The following is a 17370-nucleotide window of genomic DNA, read 5'->3' on the forward strand; positions in this document are numbered from 1 at the left end:
GGCCGCCAACAACCTTGCCCGGCTGCCGAGGTTGCTGGCGGTATGAAGGGAAAGATGGCCCCAGAAGCGAGCCGTGGGCGCGCCGACAGACATGACACTTCAGTCGAACCGGACCTGACGACGGGAAAGCGTTCCGGCTCAGCGACTATTTCAGCGACCTGTTAGTGCTTGGTCCAGCCCGAGGGGTCTTTTTCGACATGATGGGTGGGGCGTTTGTCGGGGGACACATCGGTAAATTCGCCATCAATCACATCGTCGCCACGGCCTGACTGTGGGCGGGTTTCGCTGAATTCAGTCTGGGCTCCCATGGTGAAGCTTTGAACTTTCACTTTTGATTTCAGATGGTTGAAAACTGCGCGCCGCACCGCAGGGATGAGAAGCGCAAAGCCAACCGTATCTGTGAAAAACCCCGGCGTGAGCAGAAGCGCCCCGGAAAACAGGATCATCGCACCATGGGCCAGAGGTTCGGTCGGGTCCTGTAGCTGACCAAAGCTGTTGCGCAGATCCGCCATCGCCATCGCCCCCTGCGCGCGCATCAACTGGGTGCCGATCACCGCAGTCAAAACCACGATCAGAAGGGTCGGCCACAGACCAATCAGACCTCCAACCTGAATGAACAACGCGATTTCGATCAGCGGAACCGCTATGAACAGGGCAAAGAGCCACATGATACACCTCGTTTATTCGTTTGGCGTGGTGGACTTGTCCGCCAGCAGTACTTACATATGTTTCCGGTTAACGTGTTTCCAGAGCGTCCAGAAAATGAGGTCCCTATGAGTTCTCCCCTGATCCAGCTTTTGGTGCTGGCCGGCATTGCGCTATTCCTGATCCTGCGCCTGCGCGATGTGCTGGGCACACGCGAAGGATATGAAAAACCGCAGGTAACGCGGCAGGACAATCCACGCACTACGCGGGAGAGTTTCGAGGTCATCGAAGGTGGAGCGGACAGTGATATCACCGACCACGTAGAAGAGAACTCGGAGGCCGCCCGTGCGCTGGTGGCGATGAAGGCGCTTGAGCCTGATTTCTCGGTCGGAGAGTTCCTGGGCGGGGCGCGCGGCGCTTACGAAATGATCCTGATGGGATTCGAAGCAGGTGAAATGGCGGATATCAAGCCGTTCCTGTCGGACGATGTTTATGAAAGCTTTGCCATGGTGGTCGAAAGCCGCCGTGAGCAGGGTCTGACAATCGAAGCCAGTTTTGTTGGCCTGCGCGAGCTGAAGCTGGAAGATGCCACCTTTGATCCCGCCACAAATGAAGCTGAAATCACGGTGCGATTTGTAGGCGAGCTGACCTCGGTTGTGCGTGACAATGGCGGTGAGATCATCGAAGGCAACCCCAATGAGGTGAAGCGCCAGAAAGATATCTGGACCTTTGCCCGCAAGATGGGCACCGACAACCCGAACTGGCAGCTGGTGGCCACTGGCGGATGATCTTTCGGGGGCTGGCATGTGCGCTGGCCCTTTGGGGCGGCCCTGCGTTTGCAGGTCTCGGGGATCAATTGCCCAGCGATGCGCGCGTATCCGTGCTGGAGTTCACCGAGCTGAAAGGCTGGGCCGCTGACGACCATGATGCGGCCCTTTCCGTTTTCATCGACACTTGCATTGATCTGGATGAACCGCTTTGGGCGCCGCTTTGCGCGGTGGCACAGCGCCATTCGCTGAGCGGAGGGGCCGGCCGCGCTTTCTTTGAGCTGTTTTTCCGCCCGGTGCTGATCGAGAACGGGATGGATCCGCTGTTCACCGCTTATTACGAGCCGGAGATTGCGGGATCGCGCCTCAGGACCGAGACCTATCGCTATCCTGTCTATCGCAAACCCAGCGGTCTTCCCAAAGGGCAGGCCTGGCACACCCGGCGCGAGATCGAGGAAGGCGGCGCGCTGGTTGGGCTTGGGCTGGAAATTGCCTGGGTGGCGGATCCGGTTGACCTGCAATTCCTGCAGATCCAGGGCTCGGGCCGCATTCGCCTGACCGATGGCAGCGCCATCCGTTTGGGATATGGGGGAAATAACGGCCACGCGTTCAAATCGCTTGGGAAAGAGATGGTGCGGCGCGGGATTTATAATCCACATCAGGTTTCGCAGGCGGTGATCCGCAACTGGGTCAAACGCAATCCGGTGGACGGGCATGATCTTCTCATGTCCAACAACTCTTATGTATTTTTCCGTGAACTGGAACAGCTGCCCCGTGACAAAGGCCCTCTGGGGGCGATGAACCGATCCATCACCGCGCAGCGGTCGCTGGCGGTTGATCCGAAATATACGCCCCTGGGGGCGCCAGTCTGGCTGGAGAAATCGGGGACAGAGCCATTCAGCCGTCTGATGGTGGCGCAGGATACCGGGTCGCGGGTCAAGGGCGCGCAGCGGGCGGATATTTTCTGGGGCACGGGGAAACAGGCGGGCATTCTGGCGGGTAAGATCCGTGACGGTGGGCGGATGTATGTTCTGATGCCGATCCAGCGCGCCTTTGCGCTTGAGGTTGAAGAGTGATCCATGGCCCGACGTCCGCGCAAGCTGAATGAAGAGGAAAAGGCGCTTTGGCAGAAAGTGGCTGAGAACACGCAGCGCCTGCACCCTGCCCGACCGGAAATAGGCACTCTTCCTGCGGAAAACACAAGGCCGGCCCCGAAACCCCCTGAGGTCAAGGCCCCTCGTTTTCGGATTGGAGAGGCCGCAAATCCCCGCAATGCGGGGCATGATCTTGCCCCCCCTGTGTCGGATCAGATCGCGCAGCAACGTCTGGCCATGGACAAGAAAACCTTTGGACGGATGAAGAAGGGGCGCCTGTCACCCGAAGCCCGGATTGACCTGCATGGCATGACAATCGCCCAGGCCCACCCGATCCTGACCCGCTTTATTCTGGAGGCGGTGGCGGATCAACGGCGGCTGGTTCTGGTGATCACCGGGAAGGGCAAGCACCGGGACGAGGGCGGACCCATTCCCGTGCGTCACGGGGTGCTGCGTCATCAGGTGCCGCATTGGTTGCATATGCCGCCGCTGAAACAGCATGTGTTGCAGATATCAGAGGCGCATCTGAAACATGGCGGCCAAGGGGCCTATTACGTCTATCTGCGCCGGTTGCGTTAGCCATCGTCCGGCTGGCTGGGGTTGCCAATCACCAGCTTGGTGGCGTTCTGCACAACAAGAACCGTTCCCGGCAACAGGTTCGGACCGCGTGTCTTGCCGATTGTCCCAACCAGATCAGGAACCGAGAGGATCAGTTTGAGAAATCCGGGGGAGGACAGCGCGACATTGTGATCCGCCAGCCCGTCCGAAAAGGCGGAGATATCGACAAGTGTCACATCCAGATCCGCAAGGAGGCCAATATCTTCGGCATTTCCGAGCCGGGCAGTTTGCCCGGTCAGCCCGGCCGACAGGCGCAGCGCCTTATCCTTGGTTGAGCTAAAAATATAGAAAGGCTGCGGCAGTTTCCCGATCCGCTTGGCCTGCTGGCGAAACAGGTCAATATCAATATCCGGTGACAACAGAAGGACACCGCCAATCCGCCGCATCACCGATGTTTCATTGGAAATTGCCAGCTGACGCAGGCTTTCCATGGTCAGAAGTGCGCCCATCGAATGACCAATCAGGATCACCTCTTTCACGCCGGAACGCAGCGTGGCGCGGATCAGCTCTTCCAGCCCGTCGCGGGCATAGAGCATGCTGTCCCGATCATAGCCATATCCCAGCGGGTGCCCGGCGCTGGGCCAGGAATAGTGGATTGGCAGAAAGGGCAGATCCAGGTCTTCGACCAATTGGGCAAAACGATAGAGCCCTTCGGAGAAAGTGTTGTTGAACCCATGCACAAAGATGGTCGCAACCCGCTCATCCCCCGTGCGACCCTGCAGCGCCTTTTGCAGTGCCTTGGTAAAGCTGCTGCTGTCCCGGTAGCTGGCGAAATCGTCGACGAGGAAATGCTTGGCGGGGTCCGGCGTTGCATTGTAAGGCCAGGTCACGCTGCCGGTTTCACGCTCGGGGGGAACGGAGACATCCACCCGCCCAAAGACCAGTTCTTCGCTGCGACTTCCAGTAGGACGGCCAATGAGCAGGTCGAACTCACGCGTGGTGCCGATAAAGATCTTCTGCACATTTCCGACCTCACCCGCGCCGGCATATAGGGTGATTTCACCCCGTGGGGCGCAGGCCATCAGTGGAAAGAAGATGAAAACCAGAATGAGGCGGCGCACGGTCAATCACTCTCTAAAGTGTTTCGGAACAGGCAAGAGATACAGGAACATATCGAAATGCCCACGTTATTGATCTCTTTCACCGCGTTCCGGTCTTTCCCTGCGACAGGTTAAAACCGAAACGCATTCAGCGGAATAGAAATGAGTATAGCTGAGAAATGAAAAAACGCCGCCCTGATCCGGGCGGCGCGTTCATTTGTCTGAAACTTGTGCCTGATCGGGCGCAGATGTCAAAGGACGTACCGGCTCAGATCTGCGGATTTCATCAAGGAGCCCAGGTTGTCATCGACAAAGGCACGATCCACGGTGACAATTTCGCCGCTGCGATCCGGGGCCGAGAAGCTGAGCTCCTCAAACACGCGTTCAAGCACGGTATAAAGGCGCCGGGCACCGATATTTTCCACGTCCCGGTTCACGTCAGCGGCGATCTTGGCAAGGGCCGCGATACCGTCCTTGGTGAACTCCACATTCACGTTTTCCGTGCCCATAAGCGCGGTGTATTGCAGCGTCAGGGCATTGTCGGTTTCAGTCAGAATGCGCACGAAATCTGCTTCGGTCAGGGCGCGAAGCTCAACCCGGATCGGAAGACGCCCCTGCAGTTCCGGCAGCAGGTCAGAGGGTTTGGCAATGTGAAATGCCCCCGAGGCGATGAACAGGATATGGTCGGTCTTGACCGCCCCGTGTTTGGTCGAAACGGTGGTGCCTTCGATCAGCGGCAACAGGTCGCGCTGCACGCCTTCGCGTGACACATCCCCGCCGCGGGCCTCCTGACGGGCGCAGACCTTGTCGATTTCATCAAGGAAAACAATGCCGTTCTGCTCCACCGCTTCCAGGGCGGCCTTGGTGACGGTTTCGTCATCCAGAAGCTTGTCGGCCTCTTCCCCCAACAGCACGTCATAGCTTTCGCGCACGGTCATCTTGCGCCGCGTGGTCCGCCCGCCAAAGGCCTTGCCGAACATATCCCCAAGGTTCAGCATTCCCATGCCCTGCCCCGGCTGTCCCGGCATGTCGATCATCTGCATCGGGTTGGAATTGTCCACCACGTCCAGCTCGATCATCGTGTCGTCAAGCAACCCGTCCCGCAGTTTCTTGCGAAACATCTCGCGCGTGGCATCGCGGGCATCACTGCCGGCAATTGCTTCGATCACCCGCTCTTCGGCGTTTTCTTCGGCCCGCGCGCGCACATCTTCGCGCATATGGTCACGGGTCTGGATGATGGCCGCATCCACCAGGTCTCGGATGATCTGTTCCACATCCCGGCCCACATATCCCACCTCGGTGAATTTCGTGGCTTCGACCTTGATGAACGGTGCGCGCGCCAGCTTTGCCAGCCGACGCGAAATCTCGGTTTTGCCGACGCCGGTCGGCCCGATCATCAGGATGTTTTTCGGATAGACCTCATCGCGCAGATCTGCAGAAAGCTGCTTGCGGCGCCAGCGATTGCGCAGCGCCACGGCAACCGCGCGCTTTGCATCGTTCTGGCCGATGATGAAGCGATCCAGTTCGGATACGATTTCACGGGGGGTCAGGTCGGTCATTTGCTGATTTCCTCAACCGTCAGATTGCCATTTGTATAGACGCAGATATCCGCCGCAATCGCCATGGCCTTGCGCGCGATGCTTTCCGCGTCCAGATCGCTTTCCATCAATCCGCGGGCCGCCGCGAGGGCAAAATTGCCGCCAGATCCGATGGCCGCCACATCATGTTCCGGCTCCAGCACATCCCCTGCCCCGGTGATCACCAGAAGCTCGCTCCCGTCGGTCACGATCAGCATCGCTTCGAGTTTTTGCAGGTATTTGTCAGTGCGCCAGTCCTTGGCCAGCTCAACAGAGGCGCGCGCCAGTTGTCCGGGCGTGGCTTCCAGCTTGGCTTCCAGACGTTCAAGCAGGGTAAAGGCATCGGCGGTTGATCCTGCAAAGCCTGCCACCACATCAAATCCGCCGGGGCTGAGCCTGCGCACTTTGCGCGCGGAGCCTTTGATCACGGTCTGTCCCAGGCTGACCTGCCCGTCGCCTGCCACAACCACCTTGTCCCCTTTGCGCACCCCAATGATCGTGGTGCCGTGCCAGCCGGGAAAGTCCGTATCCGCCATAATGCCTCCAAATCCGTTTCCTCCTATATGGAGGTGGGGCACGGGGCAGACAAGTTCTTGTTCCTGAAAAGCTGTGTCGCGAACCGGGGGTGGCCGTGATACGCCTTAGTCGAGCCAACCCCGCAGGTTGCGTTCCGCCACACCGACCAGCGCCTTGATATGGGCGTCATCATCATTCAGGCAGGGGATATAGGTGAACGTTTCACCGCCCGCCTCAATGAAGGCTTCCTGGATCTCTTCCTGAATTTCCTCAAGGGTTTCAATGCAATCAGCCGAGAAGGCCGGAGCGATCACCGCGATGTTTTTCTTGCCGGATTTTGCCAGCCGCGCCACTTCTTCGACCGTATAGGGTTTCAGCCATTCCTCGGGACCGAACACGGATTGAAAGGTGGTTGTGATGTCTGTGTCGCTCCAGCCCAGCCGCTCGCGCAGCAGGCGGGTGCTTTTCTGGCACTGGCAATGATAGGGGTCGCCTTCGGTCAGGTAGCGGATCGGCATGCCGTGATAGGACACAACCAGAAGATCTGGCCGTGTGTCGAGCGCCGCATATCCCCGCTCAACTGACTGCGCCAGCGCGTCGACATAGGCCGGGTCGTCGAAATAGGGCTCGATGGTGCGCGATGCAGGTTGCCACTTCTCTTCCATCAGGGCGCGGAAAAACTGGTCATTTGCGGTGCCCATCGTGGCCCCGGCATATTGTGGGTAAAGCGGGAAAAACAAGACCCTATCACAGCCGTTAGAGACCATTTCAGACAGTTTCGACTTGGTGGATGGATTGCCATATCGCATACAGAAATCCACCATCACCCGATCGCCGTAAAGTTCTGCCAGTTCAGCCTGCAGCTTGGCCACCTGCTGCTTGGTGATGGTCATCAGCGGGCTTTCCCCAAGCTCCTCATTCCAGATCGACTTATAGGCTTCGCCCGAGGATTTCGGACGTTTGGTCAGGATAATGGCCTGCAGAATCGGCTGCCATTTCCAGGCCGGGTAATCAATCACCCGCTTGTCAGACAGAAATTCGTTCAGATACCGACGCATTGACCAGTAATCATAGCCATCCGGGGTGCCCAGATTGGCAAACAGAATGCCCACTTTCCGAGGTTTGATGGCGGGGTGGTCTGTGGGTTTCTCCATGATCATTGGCTTGCTCCTGCGCGCATATTCTTGATCTCAGATAGCGGCTTTTCGGGGTGGGTCAATTGCTTCGGCTCTATTTCGGGAGTTTTGTCTCATCTGTGCCAAGGGCATCGGCCAGCCTTGCGGCGGCGGATCCCGGTCGAAGCGGTTTGGGTTGGCTGTCATCCGGCGCCCATCCGGTCAGGGTGATGAATTCGAAAGTTGCCGAAATGCGACCCTGTTCTGCCGGAAAATGCGATTTGTAATGCTGATCGGCGGCGATGAAAAAGCGGCGCGGCAGTGGCTGGGGGTTGCGGGCGGCAAGCGCGTTCCGCTCTCCCATCAGGCGCAGATCCGCCATCAGTGCAAACAGGTCCTTATAGGATACGGTTCGCGGGGCGCTGTCTGCCACCGGAAGGGCGAACCCAGCGCGCTGCAGCAAGGCTCCCAAATCGCGGATTTCCCCCATGGGGGCCACACGAGGAGAAAGCCCGCCCATCATTTTGGTCTCTGTTTCAGCCAAGACAGCGCGCAGTTCGGCCAGGGTTTGCCCGCCGAAACACACGCCGAGAAACAGGCCATCGGGTTTTAGGGCAAGCCGTGATTGGATGAGTTGTCCAACCGGATCATTGGCCCAGTGAAGCCCCATCGCGTGGATCACCAGATCATAGTGACCCGCCTTCAGCGGCAGATCATCCCGGTCATCGACAAGGGTGGCTTGGGGGAAGGCGGGCCCCCAGATCTGTGGGAAACCGGTGACAATGGCGATGTTTTTAAACGTTCTGTTAACCATATCCAGGCGATCATGGACCTCGTCCACTGCAAGGGATTGCAGGAACATCCCATCCGCATGGGACCGGGCCCGGTTGCGGGCCAGGCGTTCGGGGTCGGTAAGGGCGTGGGGCATCTGGCTTGCTCTGGTCATAAGCTGGGACCATAGAAGGAGAAACAGGAAATGCAATCCGCGCTTCGTCTGTTGTATCCGCCTCAATGCGTGTGCTGCGGTGATCAGGTGGAAAGCGAGTTTGGCTTATGTGGCGCCTGTTGGCGGGACACCCCGTTTATCGAAGGGGTGGTGTGTGATCTGTGTGGTGCCCCCCTGCTGGGAGAAGACGACCATCATGTCAGCCATTGTGATGATTGCCTGAAAACGGACCGCCTCTGGGCGCATGGGCGGTCGGCCTTGCAGTATCGGGACAATGCCCGGCGCATGGTGTTGGCATTGAAACATGGCGATCGGACCGATCTGTCGCGCCCGGCGGCGGGTTGGATGGCGCGGGCAATTGCCCCTGTCCTGCCCCAAAATGCGCTGATTGTGCCAATTCCAATCCACTGGACCCGCCTTCTCAAACGACGGTTCAATCAGGCGGCGGAGCTTGGCAGGGCCCTGTCGGACCGGCTGGACCTGGAGTTTGCGCCCGATCTGCTGATCCGCCCGCGGCGCACATCTGTCCATGATGGGCTGTCGACGGATGAAAGGTTTGAAAACATGAAAGGCGCGATCAAACCCCATCCGAAACGGCGGCGCACCCTGTCTGGACGCCACATCCTTCTGGTGGATGACGTGATGACATCCGGGGCCACTTTTTCTGCAGGAGCGGACGCTTGCCTTGATGCCGGGGCCGCGTCGGTCACCGTCTTGTCATTGGCGCGCGTTGCGAAAGAGCCCTGACATCCTATATATCCTTGGCAACAGACCGAGGATAGTCATGCAACCCGTTACCATTTACACCAGCGCCCTATGTGGCTTCTGTCACGCGGCAAAGCGCCTTTTGAAGCAGAAAGGCGTGTCCTTTGATGAGATCGATGTGGGGTTTGATCCGGCGCGTCGGCAGGAAATGATGGCGCGTGCAAATGGGCGTCATACCGTGCCGCAGATCTTTATTGGCGACAATCATGTTGGCGGATGTGACGACCTTTATGATCTGGATCGCGCCGGTAAGCTGGATGGCGCCCTGACCGGGGGGCTGTGATGAAAATCGGGTTGGTGCAAATGACCTCGGGTGAGGATATGGGCGCCAACCTGACCTCAACCCGCAATGCCTTGCGCGCGGCGGCGGCAGGTGGGGCCGGGTTTGTGTTGACGCCAGAGGTCACCAACCTGCTTTCCTCATCGCGCAGAACGCAGGAAGCGCAGATTTCCCACGAAGAAGACTGTGCATTCCTGCATGAAATTCGGGAGGAGGCCCGGGCGCTGGGCATCTGGGTGTTGCTGGGATCGCTTGCGGTGAAAACCCATGACCCGGACGGGCGGTTTGCCAACCGATCCTTCCTGATTTCGCCGCTTGGCCAGATCACGGCCAGGTATGACAAGATCCACATGTTTGATGTCGAGATCAATGCGCAGGAAAGCTATCGCGAAAGTGCCCATTACAGGCCCGGTGAGCAGGCCGTTCTGGCCGAGACGGATTTCGCGCGGATCGGCATGACGATCTGTTATGATATCCGGTTTCCGCATCTCTACCGGCAATTGGCGCAAAACGGTGCCGAGATCCTGACCGTGCCCGCTGCCTTTTCCCCGGTAACGGGTGCTGCCCATTGGGAAACGCTGCTGCGCGCGCGGGCGATTGAAACCGGTTGTTTCGTGCTGGCGCCCGCTCAATGTGGGCAAAATACTGAAAAGCGTGCGACATTTGGACATTCACTGGTGGTTGCGCCCTGGGGGGAAATTCTGGCAGATGGGGGGAAGAAACCCGGCGTCACTCTGGTCGATATCCACCTGAATGAGGTAAAGCGGGCCCGGGCGCGTGTGCCCTCTTTGACCCATGATCGCAAATATGAAGGCCCCTGAATGTCCGACCAAAGCACAAATCAAAGCAGGGATAACCTTTCTGTCGCGCTGTTCAGCGAGATGTTCATGGCTGATCAGCTGGCCCGCAACCGCCTGTCGAAAGCTCTGCCCAAGGGGATGGAGCTGAGCCATTTCTCTGTTCTGAATCACCTGGCACGGTCAGGGGAAGAGAAAAGTCCGGCGCAGCTGGCCAAGGCGTTCCATGTGACCCGTGGCGCGATGACCAACACGCTGAACAAGCTCGAATGGGCGGGGCATATCCATATCCGCCCCGACTGGGATGATGCGCGGCGTAAGTTCGTTACCATCTCTCCTGCCGGGCGGGCGGCGCGGGATGCGGCGCTGCAATCCATCACTCCGATCATTGGCAATATGGTGACAAAAATCGGCAAGGACCGGGTGAAGCAGGCCCTGTCGGTGCTGCGTGAAATGCGGCAATTGCTGAGTGAGGCGGAATGACGTCGCTGGCGTTTTCCAGCGATCTCCCCGCGATCTCATGATGCATTTCGGTTGGTGCGTGTTTGCGACACTGCCCGGTCGCGCAACGCCTTAGTCCTTTCCAGCCTTGCGCCGCATGCGCCGGATTGACCGGCTCATAATTTTCTGACGCTCCGCGATCGTTTCGTCCAGACTGCGTCGCTTGCGTTCAATCCGTTCTTCCAGAACCAGCAACCGCGCGCGCTCTTCCGGCGTGACATGGTCGCGCCAGGAGCTGTGGGTGCGGATCAGGTTCTCGGTTTTGTCGCTCATCTTCTGTGGGTGTATGTGTACAGTGAGTGGCGCTGTACAGAAAGCAAACAGTTTTACTTGAGTTCATGGAAAGCCGTTTGTTTTCAAGTTATTACACTAGTATTTCCTGGGCTTCACACTGGCAGTCACATAATTCACCGACAGGTCCCGATCCGAGATCGACCATTGCCAGGAAACCGGGTTGAACACAAACCCCTTGCGGTCCACCACCCGCAACATGCTTTCTGCCAGCAGGTCCTCAAGCTCATCAGGGGTGATGAATTTCGACCATTCATGTGTGCCTTTGGGCAGCCAGCGCATCACATGTTCGGCGCCGACGATGGCGACCATGAAACTTTTCGGATTACGGTTGATGGTGGAGCACAGGAGCAGCCCGCCGGGTTTGAGCAGGTTCTGGCAGGAGATCAGGAACGCCAGCGGATCGGCCACATGTTCGATCACTTCCATATTCAGCACCACGTCGAACCGTTCGCCCGCCTCTTCGATCGCTTCGGCGGTGGTGTGGCGATAGTCGATCTCAAGCTCCATCTCTTCCGCATGCGCCCGGGCCACCGGGATATTGCGTTCGGTGGCATCCGCCCCCACCACATCCGCACCCAGCCGCGCCATCGGTTCCGACAAAAGCCCGCCGCCACAGCCGATATCGAGAATGCGCAGCCCGGCAAAGGGCTTGTCATCGGACAGGTCCCGGCCAAACTCTGCCGCGATCTGGCTGGTGATGTAATCCAACCGCACCGGGTTCATCATGTGCAGCGGTTTGAACTTACCGGTCGGGTCCCACCACTCCGCTGCCATGGCGGCGAATTTCTCCACTTCGGACGGGTCAACAGAGCTCTGGGTCATCTCACGTCTTTCTGATAGCAGGGGCCTGAATGGCGTTATATAGTATTTCCATGGACAAGGCCGCAGGAAAAAACAGCACAGCCGGAGGGCTGTATCCCCCGATTGAACCATATGATCGGCATATGCTGGATGTGGGGGATGGTCACAAGCTTTATGTTGAGCAAAGCGGCAATCCGCAGGGGATGCCGGTGGTGGTGTTTCACGGTGGACCGGGGGGTGGCAGCTCCCCTCAGATGCGCCGGTTTTTTGACCCGAATGCCTATCGGATTGTCCTGTTTGACCAGCGCGGATGTGGCCGGTCGCGCCCGCATGCCGAGATTGACGCCAACACCACCTGGCATCTGGTGGCTGATATCGAGCATATCCGCCTGACCCTTGGCATTGATCGCTGGATTATTTTTGGCGGCAGCTGGGGCGCAACGCTTGCGCTGATCTATGCGCAGGCCCATCCGTCACGGGTGGCGTGGCTGGTGTTGCGCGGGGTGTTTCTGGCGCGCAAGGCTGAGCTGGATTGGTTTTATGGGGGTGGCGCGGGGCGGTTCTGGCCTGAGCTGTGGGATGACTTCACGGCGATGGTGCCGCCTGACGAACATGAGGATCTGATTGCTGCCTACAACCGCCGCCTGTTTTGCGGCGATTACGCGCAGGAGGTGCGGTTTGCCAAGGCCTGGGCCGGGTGGGAAAACGCACTTGCCTCGATCCAGAACCGGGGCCACATGGTGGATGCGCCGGCAGATTACGCCCGTGCCTTTGCCCGGCTTGAAAACCACTATTTCGCCAATGGGGCCTGGCTGGAAGAGGGGCAGATCCTGCGCCATATGCCAAAGATTGCCCATGTGCCCGGCACGATTGTGCAGGGGCGTCATGACATGATCTGTCCGCCCGTATCGGCTTATGAATTGCACAAACGCTGGCCCAGCTCGACCCTGCGCATGATCCATCTGGCCGGGCACGCGCTGTCAGAGCGTGGGATCACGGATGAGCTGACTTACACGATGGACAAGCTGGCGCGCCAACGCGACACGCTGGGTGTCTGACGCTGGCTTTGGTGCGCCCGCGCAGGCCATTCTGTGCGCCCTGCCCTATTGTGCAAATCCGCCTCTCTGCGCAGACTGGTGGGGCAGCCAATCTGGATGGGAGGAGAGACCATGGCAGATCAGCCCAAAATCGAGGCACGTGACAACGGCCCCTTGTGGCCAAGGGTCTCAGCAGCCTGGAAACCGCAGCCGGTCAGGCGGAAGAATGCAAGCCGGTCATGGGCCTCTGCCGTTGTGGCCTGTCGGGCAACAAACCCTTCTGTGACGGGTCGCACCGCGACGCGGGGTGGAAAAGCGATGACTGACACCCATCTCCTCTGCAAATTGCATTTGCAGCTTGATTAAAGCGTTTCGACTTATTGTTGGGTCACCACAATAGGTCGAAACGCCCACTACATATAATTGTTTCGCGCGTTTCGAGTTCACGCTGTGGCTCAACGTAAACTCGAAACGCTTTAAAGGAGAGGCGCATGATCGCGGCGGATAAATTCTGGAACAAGGTTGCCGAGAAGTATTCTCGCGATCAGATCAAGGATATGGCGAGCTATGAATACAAGCTGGCCAAGACGCAGGAACATATGCGGCCGGACATGAAGGTGCTGGAATTTGCCTGCGGCACCGGGTCGACCGCGCTGATCCATGCGCCCCATGTGGCCGAATATCACGCAGTGGACCTGTCGTCCGAGATGATCCGTATCGCGCGGGCCAAGGATGGCGCGGACAAGATCAGGTTTGAGGTGGGCGATTTCACCACCATGGCGCTGGAGCCGGAAAGCGTGGACATGGTGCAGGGCCATTCGATCCTGCACCTGCTGGACGATCCTGCCGCCGCGATCCGCAAAGCCTATGACACGTTGAAACCCGGCGGGGTGCTTGTCACCTCCACCGCCTGCCTGGGCAAGCTGTGGTGGCTGAAACTGGCCCTGCCGATTGCGCAGATGCTGGGCAAAGCACCCTCCGTGACATGGTTCACCGAAGACGCCCTGCGCCAGATGATGCGGGACGCGGGGTTTGAGATTGTCGAAGACTGGAAACCCGAAGGGGGCATTACCGCACTATTTCTGATCGCGAAGAAGCTGGGGTGACGAGCGATATCGGCCTTTTCTATCTTTAAGAAAGCCGATAATGTTCACTTAAAGTTCCTTAGGAGTTTCATCGTATGACCACCCCGGATGAGCCAATTCGCCTTGTTGAGGATGAAGGCACCGGAGACCGGTTTCTGGTTTTTGGAACGGATAAGGGTATTCAGCTTGATATCCGTTTCGAAGGCGAAACCCTGTGGATGACGCAGGCGCAAATTGCGGAGTTGTTTGGTCGGGATCAGTCGGTGATTTCTCGTCACATTATCAATGTGTTCGAGGAGGGTGAGCTTGATGAACAGACTTCTATGCAAAAAATGCATAGAAGTCTGGGGCGTCCAGCGACGATCTATAATTTGGACCTTGTCATTTCAGTTGGTTACCGAGTGTCCTCTGCTCAGGCGACCCTATTCCGGCGCTGGGCCACGGGCATCTTGGTGCAATATGCCAAGAAGGGTTTTGTGGTTGATGCTCGCCGTTTGAAAGATCCTGAAAACACGGATCGCCTGAAAGAACTGCGCGAAATCATTCGGGACATTCGTTCGGATGAGGCCAATGTTTATCGAGAACTTAAGCAGATCTGCGCGATGTGCTCTGATTACGAGGCTGGATCTGCAAAATGGGTCGAATTCTACAAAAATACCCAAGCCAAACTGATCAATGCCGTGGTGTCGCATACGCCTGCAGAGGTCATTATGGATCGCGCAGACGCAGATCATCCAAATATGGGGCTGACCCATTGGACACATGACAATATTCGCAAGTCCGATGTAACCGTGTCCAAGAACTATTTGGCGGAGGCGGAGCTTAAAGAGCTGAACCGCCTGACCACAATCTTGTTGGATATTTTTGAGGACCAAGTTGACCTTGGCCGCTTGGTTTCCATGGATGATGCAGAGGTGCTTTTGGTTAATCAGCTTAAAAATCTGGGGCGTGTGGTGTTGCGTGGTGGTGGTTCCGTCAGCAAGCAAAGTGCGGATGCGCATGCCCATCGGGAATATGCCAAGTACAAAGAGGTGAAAAAGCTGGCGCGTCACAAAAAGGCTGATAAAGAGATTGCAGAACTTTCCAAGGAGGCAAAGCGGCTTCCCCGTACGAAACGTTGACCCCCCTTGCATTTCCCGCCAATCCCGCCTATATCCCAATTCAACAGCGGCGCGTCGGGGTCCAAACTCGAAGCTCCACCGGTAAGACGAACGGGCCTGCTGGCCCGTTTTTTGTTTTTGGGGGATTGGTATCCCGATGACCCCCGATAGGAGAATACAGTGACCGAACTGGTTGCCAAAACCGCAATGGATCAGCGCCTCGCCGGCATCGTCGGCCCGGTGATCGAAGGCATGGGATTTGAACTGGTGCGCCTGCGTCTGCAGGGCGGCAATACGCCGATGCTGCAGATCATGGCCCAGCGTCCCGATGGCGGGATCGAGGTGGATGAATGCGCCGAGATCTCAACCGCGATCAGCGCCGTGCTCGACGTGGAAGACCCGATCGAGGATAATTATACGCTTGAGGTCGGATCCCCCGGCATCGACCGCCCGCTGACCCGGCTCAAGGATTTCGACGCCTGGCAGGATTACACCGCCAAGATCGAAACCACCGAACTGATCGACGGGCGCAAGCGCTTTAGGGGCACCCTGATGGGCACCGAAGGCAATGAAGTGCTGATCGAAATTGAAAACCAGGGCGAGATGGTCACCATCGGCCTTGACTTTGACTGGCTGGCGGAGGCCAAGCTGATCATGACCGATGAGCTCATCCGTGATGTGCTGCGTGCGCGCAAGGATGCGGGCCAGATCGACGAAGCCCAATTTGACGAAATTCAGGAAATCACCGGTTCCGAGGAGGACTGACCATGGCAATCACGTCTGCCAACCAGCTTGAACTGCTGCAAACCGCCGAGGCCGTGGCCCGCGAAAAGATGATCGACCCGGCGCTGGTGATCGAAGCGATGGAAGAAAGCCTCGCACGGGCCGCCAAATCGCGTTACGGCGCGGAAATGGACATCCGCGTGTCGATCGACCGCAAGACTGGCCGCGCCACCTTTACCCGCGTGCGCACCGTTGTGGCGGATGAGGAGCTGGAGAATTACCAGGCCGAACTTACCGTCGATCAGGCCAAGCAATACATGGAAAACCCGCAGGTGGGCGACGTGTATTCGGAAGAGGTTCCGCCGGTTGAGATGGGCCGCATCGCCGCCCAGTCCGCCAAGCAGGTGATCTTGCAGAAAGTGCGCGAAGCGGAACGCGATCGTCAGTTCGAAGAATTCAAAGACCGCGTTGGCACCATCATCAATGGTCAGGTCAAACGCGAAGAATATGGCAATGTCATTGTCGACGTGGGCACCGGCGAAGCGATCCTGCGCCGCAATGAAAAGATCGGTCGTGAAAGCTATCGCCCGAATGACCGCATTCGTTGCTATGTCAAGGATGTGCGCCGCGAAACCCGTGGTCCGCAGATCTTCCTGTCGCGCACCGCGCCGGAATTCATGGCTGAGCTCTTCAAGATGGAAGTGCCGGAAATTTATGACGGCGTGATCGAAATCAAGGCCGTGGCCCGTGACCCCGGTTCGCGCGCCAAAATCGCCGTGATCTCCTATGACAGCGGCATTGATCCGGTGGGGGCCTGTGTTGGTATGCGCGGCTCGCGCGTGCAGGCGGTTGTGAACGAGCTGCAGGGTGAAAAAATCGACATCATCCCGTGGAACGAAGATCAGCCGACCTTCCTTGTGAACGCGCTGCAACCGGCCGAAGTGTCGAAAGTGGTGCTGGATGAAGAAGCCGGGAAGATCGAAGTTGTTGTGCCGGATGAGCAACTGTCGCTGGCCATTGGCCGCCGCGGTCAGAACGTGCGTCTGGCGTCCCAGCTGACCAACCTCGATATCGACATCATGACCGAGGCAGAAGAGAGCGAGCGCCGCCAGAAGGAGTTTGCCTCCCGCACTGCGCTCTTCATGGATACCCTGGATCTGGACGAGTTCTTTGCCCAGCTTCTGGTGGCTGAAGGCTTCACCAACCTCGAAGAGGTCGGCTATGTCGAGCTGGATGAACTGCTGGTCATTGACGGCGTTGATGAAGGCACCGCACAGGAATTGCAGGCCCGCGCCCGTGATTATCTGGAAGCTCAGGCTGCCAAGGCCCTCGAAAACGCCCGCGCGATGGGGGCTGAGGACAGCCTGATTGCATTCGAAGGTCTGACCGCGCAGATGGTTGAGGCCCTGGCAGAAGACGGTGTGAAGTCGCTGGAAGATTTCGCAACCTGCGCTGACTGGGAACTGGCCGGTGGTTGGACCACCGTGGATGGCCAGCGCGTAAAGGATGATGGCTCGCTTGAGAAATTCGGCATCTCGTTGGAAGAGGCACAGGATATGGTCATGACCGCCCGCGTCATGCTGGGCTGGGTGGACCCGGAGGAACTGTTGCCCGAAGCCGAGGAAGGTGACGAGGAAACCACCGAGGAGTCTGAGGCCTGATTTCAGGT

At 58.2% G+C, this 17370-nt stretch carries 21 protein-coding genes; 12 read left to right on the plus strand and 9 right to left on the minus strand.

The window, feature by feature from the left end; genetic code table 11:
• Nucleotides 1-161 precede the first annotated feature (161 nt).
• Nucleotides 162-668 (minus strand): FxsA family protein, encoded by a 507-nt coding sequence (locus AKJ29_RS00115; RefSeq protein ID WP_055187165.1) that lies wholly within the window; start codon nt 666-668, stop codon nt 162-164.
• A 105-nt stretch (nt 669-773) separates the two neighbouring features.
• Between AKJ29_RS00115 and AKJ29_RS00120 the strand changes: the two genes are divergently transcribed.
• The 3 genes from AKJ29_RS00120 to AKJ29_RS00130 are packed head-to-tail and all read left to right on the plus strand — an operon-like array spanning nt 774 to nt 3085.
• Nucleotides 774-1433, plus strand: coding sequence for a Tim44/TimA family putative adaptor protein (locus tag AKJ29_RS00120; protein WP_055187166.1), 660 nt, complete (start codon nt 774-776; stop codon nt 1431-1433).
• Nucleotides 1430-2488: a murein transglycosylase A gene (gene mltA / locus AKJ29_RS00125; protein WP_055187167.1), complete on the plus strand. Its 1059-nt coding sequence runs from the start codon at nt 1430-1432 to the stop codon at nt 2486-2488. The genes AKJ29_RS00120 and mltA overlap by 4 nt, the downstream gene beginning before the upstream one ends.
• A 3-nt stretch (nt 2489-2491) precedes the next feature.
• Nucleotides 2492-3085: a Smr/MutS family protein gene (locus AKJ29_RS00130; RefSeq protein WP_055187168.1), complete on the plus strand. Its 594-nt coding sequence runs from the start codon at nt 2492-2494 to the stop codon at nt 3083-3085.
• Here AKJ29_RS00130 and AKJ29_RS00135 read toward each other — a convergent pair.
• The 5 genes from AKJ29_RS00135 to AKJ29_RS00155 all read right to left on the minus strand — a co-directional run bounded on the left by AKJ29_RS00135 (nt 3082) and on the right by AKJ29_RS00155 (nt 8318).
• The gene (locus AKJ29_RS00135; RefSeq protein ID WP_139231425.1) at nt 3082-4185 is read right to left on the minus strand and encodes an alpha/beta hydrolase; all 1104 of its coding nucleotides are present in this window, start codon (nt 4183-4185) and stop codon (nt 3082-3084) included. The two genes, AKJ29_RS00130 and AKJ29_RS00135, sit on opposite strands and share 4 nt — an antisense overlap.
• A gap of 230 nt (nt 4186-4415) precedes the next feature.
• Nucleotides 4416-5723, minus strand: a complete 1308-nt coding sequence (gene hslU / locus AKJ29_RS00140; protein WP_055187170.1) for an ATP-dependent protease ATPase subunit HslU — start codon at nt 5721-5723, stop codon at nt 4416-4418.
• Complete coding sequence (gene hslV / locus AKJ29_RS00145) at nt 5720-6277, minus strand: ATP-dependent protease subunit HslV (protein WP_055187171.1); 558 nt, start codon at nt 6275-6277, stop codon at nt 5720-5722. Before hslV ends, hslU begins: the two co-directional genes overlap by 4 nt.
• A gap of 105 nt (nt 6278-6382) precedes the next feature.
• Complete coding sequence (gene hemH, locus AKJ29_RS00150) at nt 6383-7417, minus strand: ferrochelatase (RefSeq protein WP_055187172.1); 1035 nt, start codon at nt 7415-7417, stop codon at nt 6383-6385.
• A gap of 70 nt (nt 7418-7487) precedes the next feature.
• On the minus strand, nt 7488-8318 hold the full coding sequence (locus AKJ29_RS00155; RefSeq protein ID WP_055187173.1) for a methyltransferase domain-containing protein: 831 nt from the start codon (nt 8316-8318) through the stop codon (nt 7488-7490).
• A 30-nt stretch (nt 8319-8348) separates the two neighbouring features.
• On the opposite strand from AKJ29_RS00155, the gene AKJ29_RS00160 reads away from it, so the two are divergent.
• From AKJ29_RS00160 to AKJ29_RS00175, 4 genes are read left to right on the plus strand one after another with little or no spacing between them, the layout of a single operon-like run.
• Nucleotides 8349-9065 carry a ComF family protein gene (locus tag AKJ29_RS00160; RefSeq protein ID WP_055187174.1) on the plus strand — a complete coding sequence of 239 codons (717 nt, stop codon included), beginning with the start codon at nt 8349-8351 and terminating at the stop codon, nt 9063-9065.
• Between the two features lie 37 nt (nt 9066-9102).
• The gene (gene grxC, locus AKJ29_RS00165) at nt 9103-9366 is read left to right on the plus strand and encodes a glutaredoxin 3 (protein WP_055187175.1); all 264 of its coding nucleotides are present in this window, start codon (nt 9103-9105) and stop codon (nt 9364-9366) included.
• A complete protein-coding gene (locus tag AKJ29_RS00170; protein WP_055187176.1) occupies nt 9366-10184 on the plus strand; it encodes a carbon-nitrogen hydrolase family protein in 819 nt (272 codons plus the stop codon). The genes grxC and AKJ29_RS00170 overlap by 1 nt, the downstream gene beginning before the upstream one ends.
• Complete coding sequence (locus tag AKJ29_RS00175) at nt 10185-10643, plus strand: MarR family winged helix-turn-helix transcriptional regulator (protein WP_055187177.1); 459 nt, start codon at nt 10185-10187, stop codon at nt 10641-10643.
• Between the two features lie 90 nt (nt 10644-10733).
• Here the strand turns inward: AKJ29_RS00175 and AKJ29_RS00180 are convergent, their stop codons facing one another.
• Nucleotides 10734-10934, minus strand: a complete 201-nt coding sequence (locus tag AKJ29_RS00180) for a hypothetical protein (RefSeq protein ID WP_055187178.1) — start codon at nt 10932-10934, stop codon at nt 10734-10736.
• 96 nt (nt 10935-11030) lie between these two features.
• On the minus strand, nt 11031-11777 hold the full coding sequence (ubiG, locus tag AKJ29_RS00185; RefSeq protein ID WP_055187179.1) for a bifunctional 2-polyprenyl-6-hydroxyphenol methylase/3-demethylubiquinol 3-O-methyltransferase UbiG: 747 nt from the start codon (nt 11775-11777) through the stop codon (nt 11031-11033).
• A 50-nt stretch (nt 11778-11827) separates the two neighbouring features.
• Between ubiG and pip the strand changes: the two genes are divergently transcribed.
• A complete protein-coding gene (gene pip / locus AKJ29_RS00190) occupies nt 11828-12814 on the plus strand; it encodes a prolyl aminopeptidase (protein ID WP_055187180.1) in 987 nt (328 codons plus the stop codon).
• Nucleotides 12815-12933: 119 nt separating this feature from the next.
• Here pip and AKJ29_RS20645 read toward each other — a convergent pair whose 3' ends face one another.
• Nucleotides 12934-13122, minus strand: a complete 189-nt coding sequence (locus AKJ29_RS20645; RefSeq protein ID WP_235477215.1) for a hypothetical protein — start codon at nt 13120-13122, stop codon at nt 12934-12936.
• Nucleotides 13123-13284: 162 nt separating this feature from the next.
• Here AKJ29_RS20645 and AKJ29_RS00195 point away from each other — a divergent pair, with 162 nt between their 5' ends.
• From AKJ29_RS00195 to nusA, 4 genes are all read left to right on the plus strand, one after another.
• Nucleotides 13285-13899 carry a class I SAM-dependent methyltransferase gene (locus tag AKJ29_RS00195; protein ID WP_055187181.1) on the plus strand — a complete coding sequence of 205 codons (615 nt, stop codon included), beginning with the start codon at nt 13285-13287 and terminating at the stop codon, nt 13897-13899.
• Between the two features lie 74 nt (nt 13900-13973).
• Nucleotides 13974-14999, plus strand: coding sequence for a RhuM family protein (gene rhuM / locus AKJ29_RS00200; protein ID WP_055187182.1), 1026 nt, complete (start codon nt 13974-13976; stop codon nt 14997-14999).
• Between the two features lie 159 nt (nt 15000-15158).
• The gene (gene rimP, locus AKJ29_RS00205) at nt 15159-15743 is read left to right on the plus strand and encodes a ribosome maturation factor RimP (protein ID WP_055187183.1); all 585 of its coding nucleotides are present in this window, start codon (nt 15159-15161) and stop codon (nt 15741-15743) included.
• A 2-nt stretch (nt 15744-15745) separates the two neighbouring features.
• Complete coding sequence (gene nusA / locus AKJ29_RS00210) at nt 15746-17362, plus strand: transcription termination factor NusA (protein ID WP_055187184.1); 1617 nt, start codon at nt 15746-15748, stop codon at nt 17360-17362.
• The last annotated feature ends 8 nt before the right edge of the window (nt 17363-17370 follow it).

The sequence above is a fragment of the Aliiroseovarius crassostreae genome (assembly GCF_001307765.1).
In the GTDB taxonomy this organism is placed as follows: domain Bacteria; phylum Pseudomonadota; class Alphaproteobacteria; order Rhodobacterales; family Rhodobacteraceae; genus Aliiroseovarius; species Aliiroseovarius crassostreae.

Excerpts from the sequence above, each read along its gene's own strand:
- AKJ29_RS00115 (WP_055187165.1), bottom strand. The coding sequence starts at position 668 with ATGTGGCTCTTTGCCCTGTTCATAGCGGTTCCGCTGATCGAAATCGCG.
- AKJ29_RS00120 (WP_055187166.1), top strand. The coding sequence starts at position 774 with ATGAGTTCTCCCCTGATCCAGCTTTTGGTGCTGGCCGGCATTGCGCTA.
- mltA (WP_055187167.1), top strand. The coding sequence starts at position 1,430 with ATGATCTTTCGGGGGCTGGCATGTGCGCTGGCCCTTTGGGGCGGCCCT.
- AKJ29_RS00130 (WP_055187168.1), top strand. The coding sequence starts at position 2,492 with ATGGCCCGACGTCCGCGCAAGCTGAATGAAGAGGAAAAGGCGCTTTGG.
- hslU (WP_055187170.1), bottom strand. The coding sequence starts at position 5,723 with ATGACCGACCTGACCCCCCGTGAAATCGTATCCGAACTGGATCGCTTC.
- hslV (WP_055187171.1), bottom strand. The coding sequence starts at position 6,277 with ATGGCGGATACGGACTTTCCCGGCTGGCACGGCACCACGATCATTGGG.
- hemH (WP_055187172.1), bottom strand. The coding sequence starts at position 7,417 with ATGATCATGGAGAAACCCACAGACCACCCCGCCATCAAACCTCGGAAA.
- AKJ29_RS00155 (WP_055187173.1), bottom strand. The coding sequence starts at position 8,318 with ATGACCAGAGCAAGCCAGATGCCCCACGCCCTTACCGACCCCGAACGC.
- AKJ29_RS00160 (WP_055187174.1), top strand. The coding sequence starts at position 8,349 with ATGCAATCCGCGCTTCGTCTGTTGTATCCGCCTCAATGCGTGTGCTGC.
- grxC (WP_055187175.1), top strand. The coding sequence starts at position 9,103 with ATGCAACCCGTTACCATTTACACCAGCGCCCTATGTGGCTTCTGTCAC.
- AKJ29_RS00170 (WP_055187176.1), top strand. The coding sequence starts at position 9,366 with ATGAAAATCGGGTTGGTGCAAATGACCTCGGGTGAGGATATGGGCGCC.
- AKJ29_RS00175 (WP_055187177.1), top strand. The coding sequence starts at position 10,185 with ATGTCCGACCAAAGCACAAATCAAAGCAGGGATAACCTTTCTGTCGCG.
- AKJ29_RS00180 (WP_055187178.1), bottom strand. The coding sequence starts at position 10,934 with ATGAGCGACAAAACCGAGAACCTGATCCGCACCCACAGCTCCTGGCGC.
- ubiG (WP_055187179.1), bottom strand. The coding sequence starts at position 11,777 with ATGACCCAGAGCTCTGTTGACCCGTCCGAAGTGGAGAAATTCGCCGCC.
- pip (WP_055187180.1), top strand. The coding sequence starts at position 11,828 with ATGGACAAGGCCGCAGGAAAAAACAGCACAGCCGGAGGGCTGTATCCC.
- AKJ29_RS00195 (WP_055187181.1), top strand. The coding sequence starts at position 13,285 with ATGATCGCGGCGGATAAATTCTGGAACAAGGTTGCCGAGAAGTATTCT.
- rhuM (WP_055187182.1), top strand. The coding sequence starts at position 13,974 with ATGACCACCCCGGATGAGCCAATTCGCCTTGTTGAGGATGAAGGCACC.
- nusA (WP_055187184.1), top strand. The coding sequence starts at position 15,746 with ATGGCAATCACGTCTGCCAACCAGCTTGAACTGCTGCAAACCGCCGAG.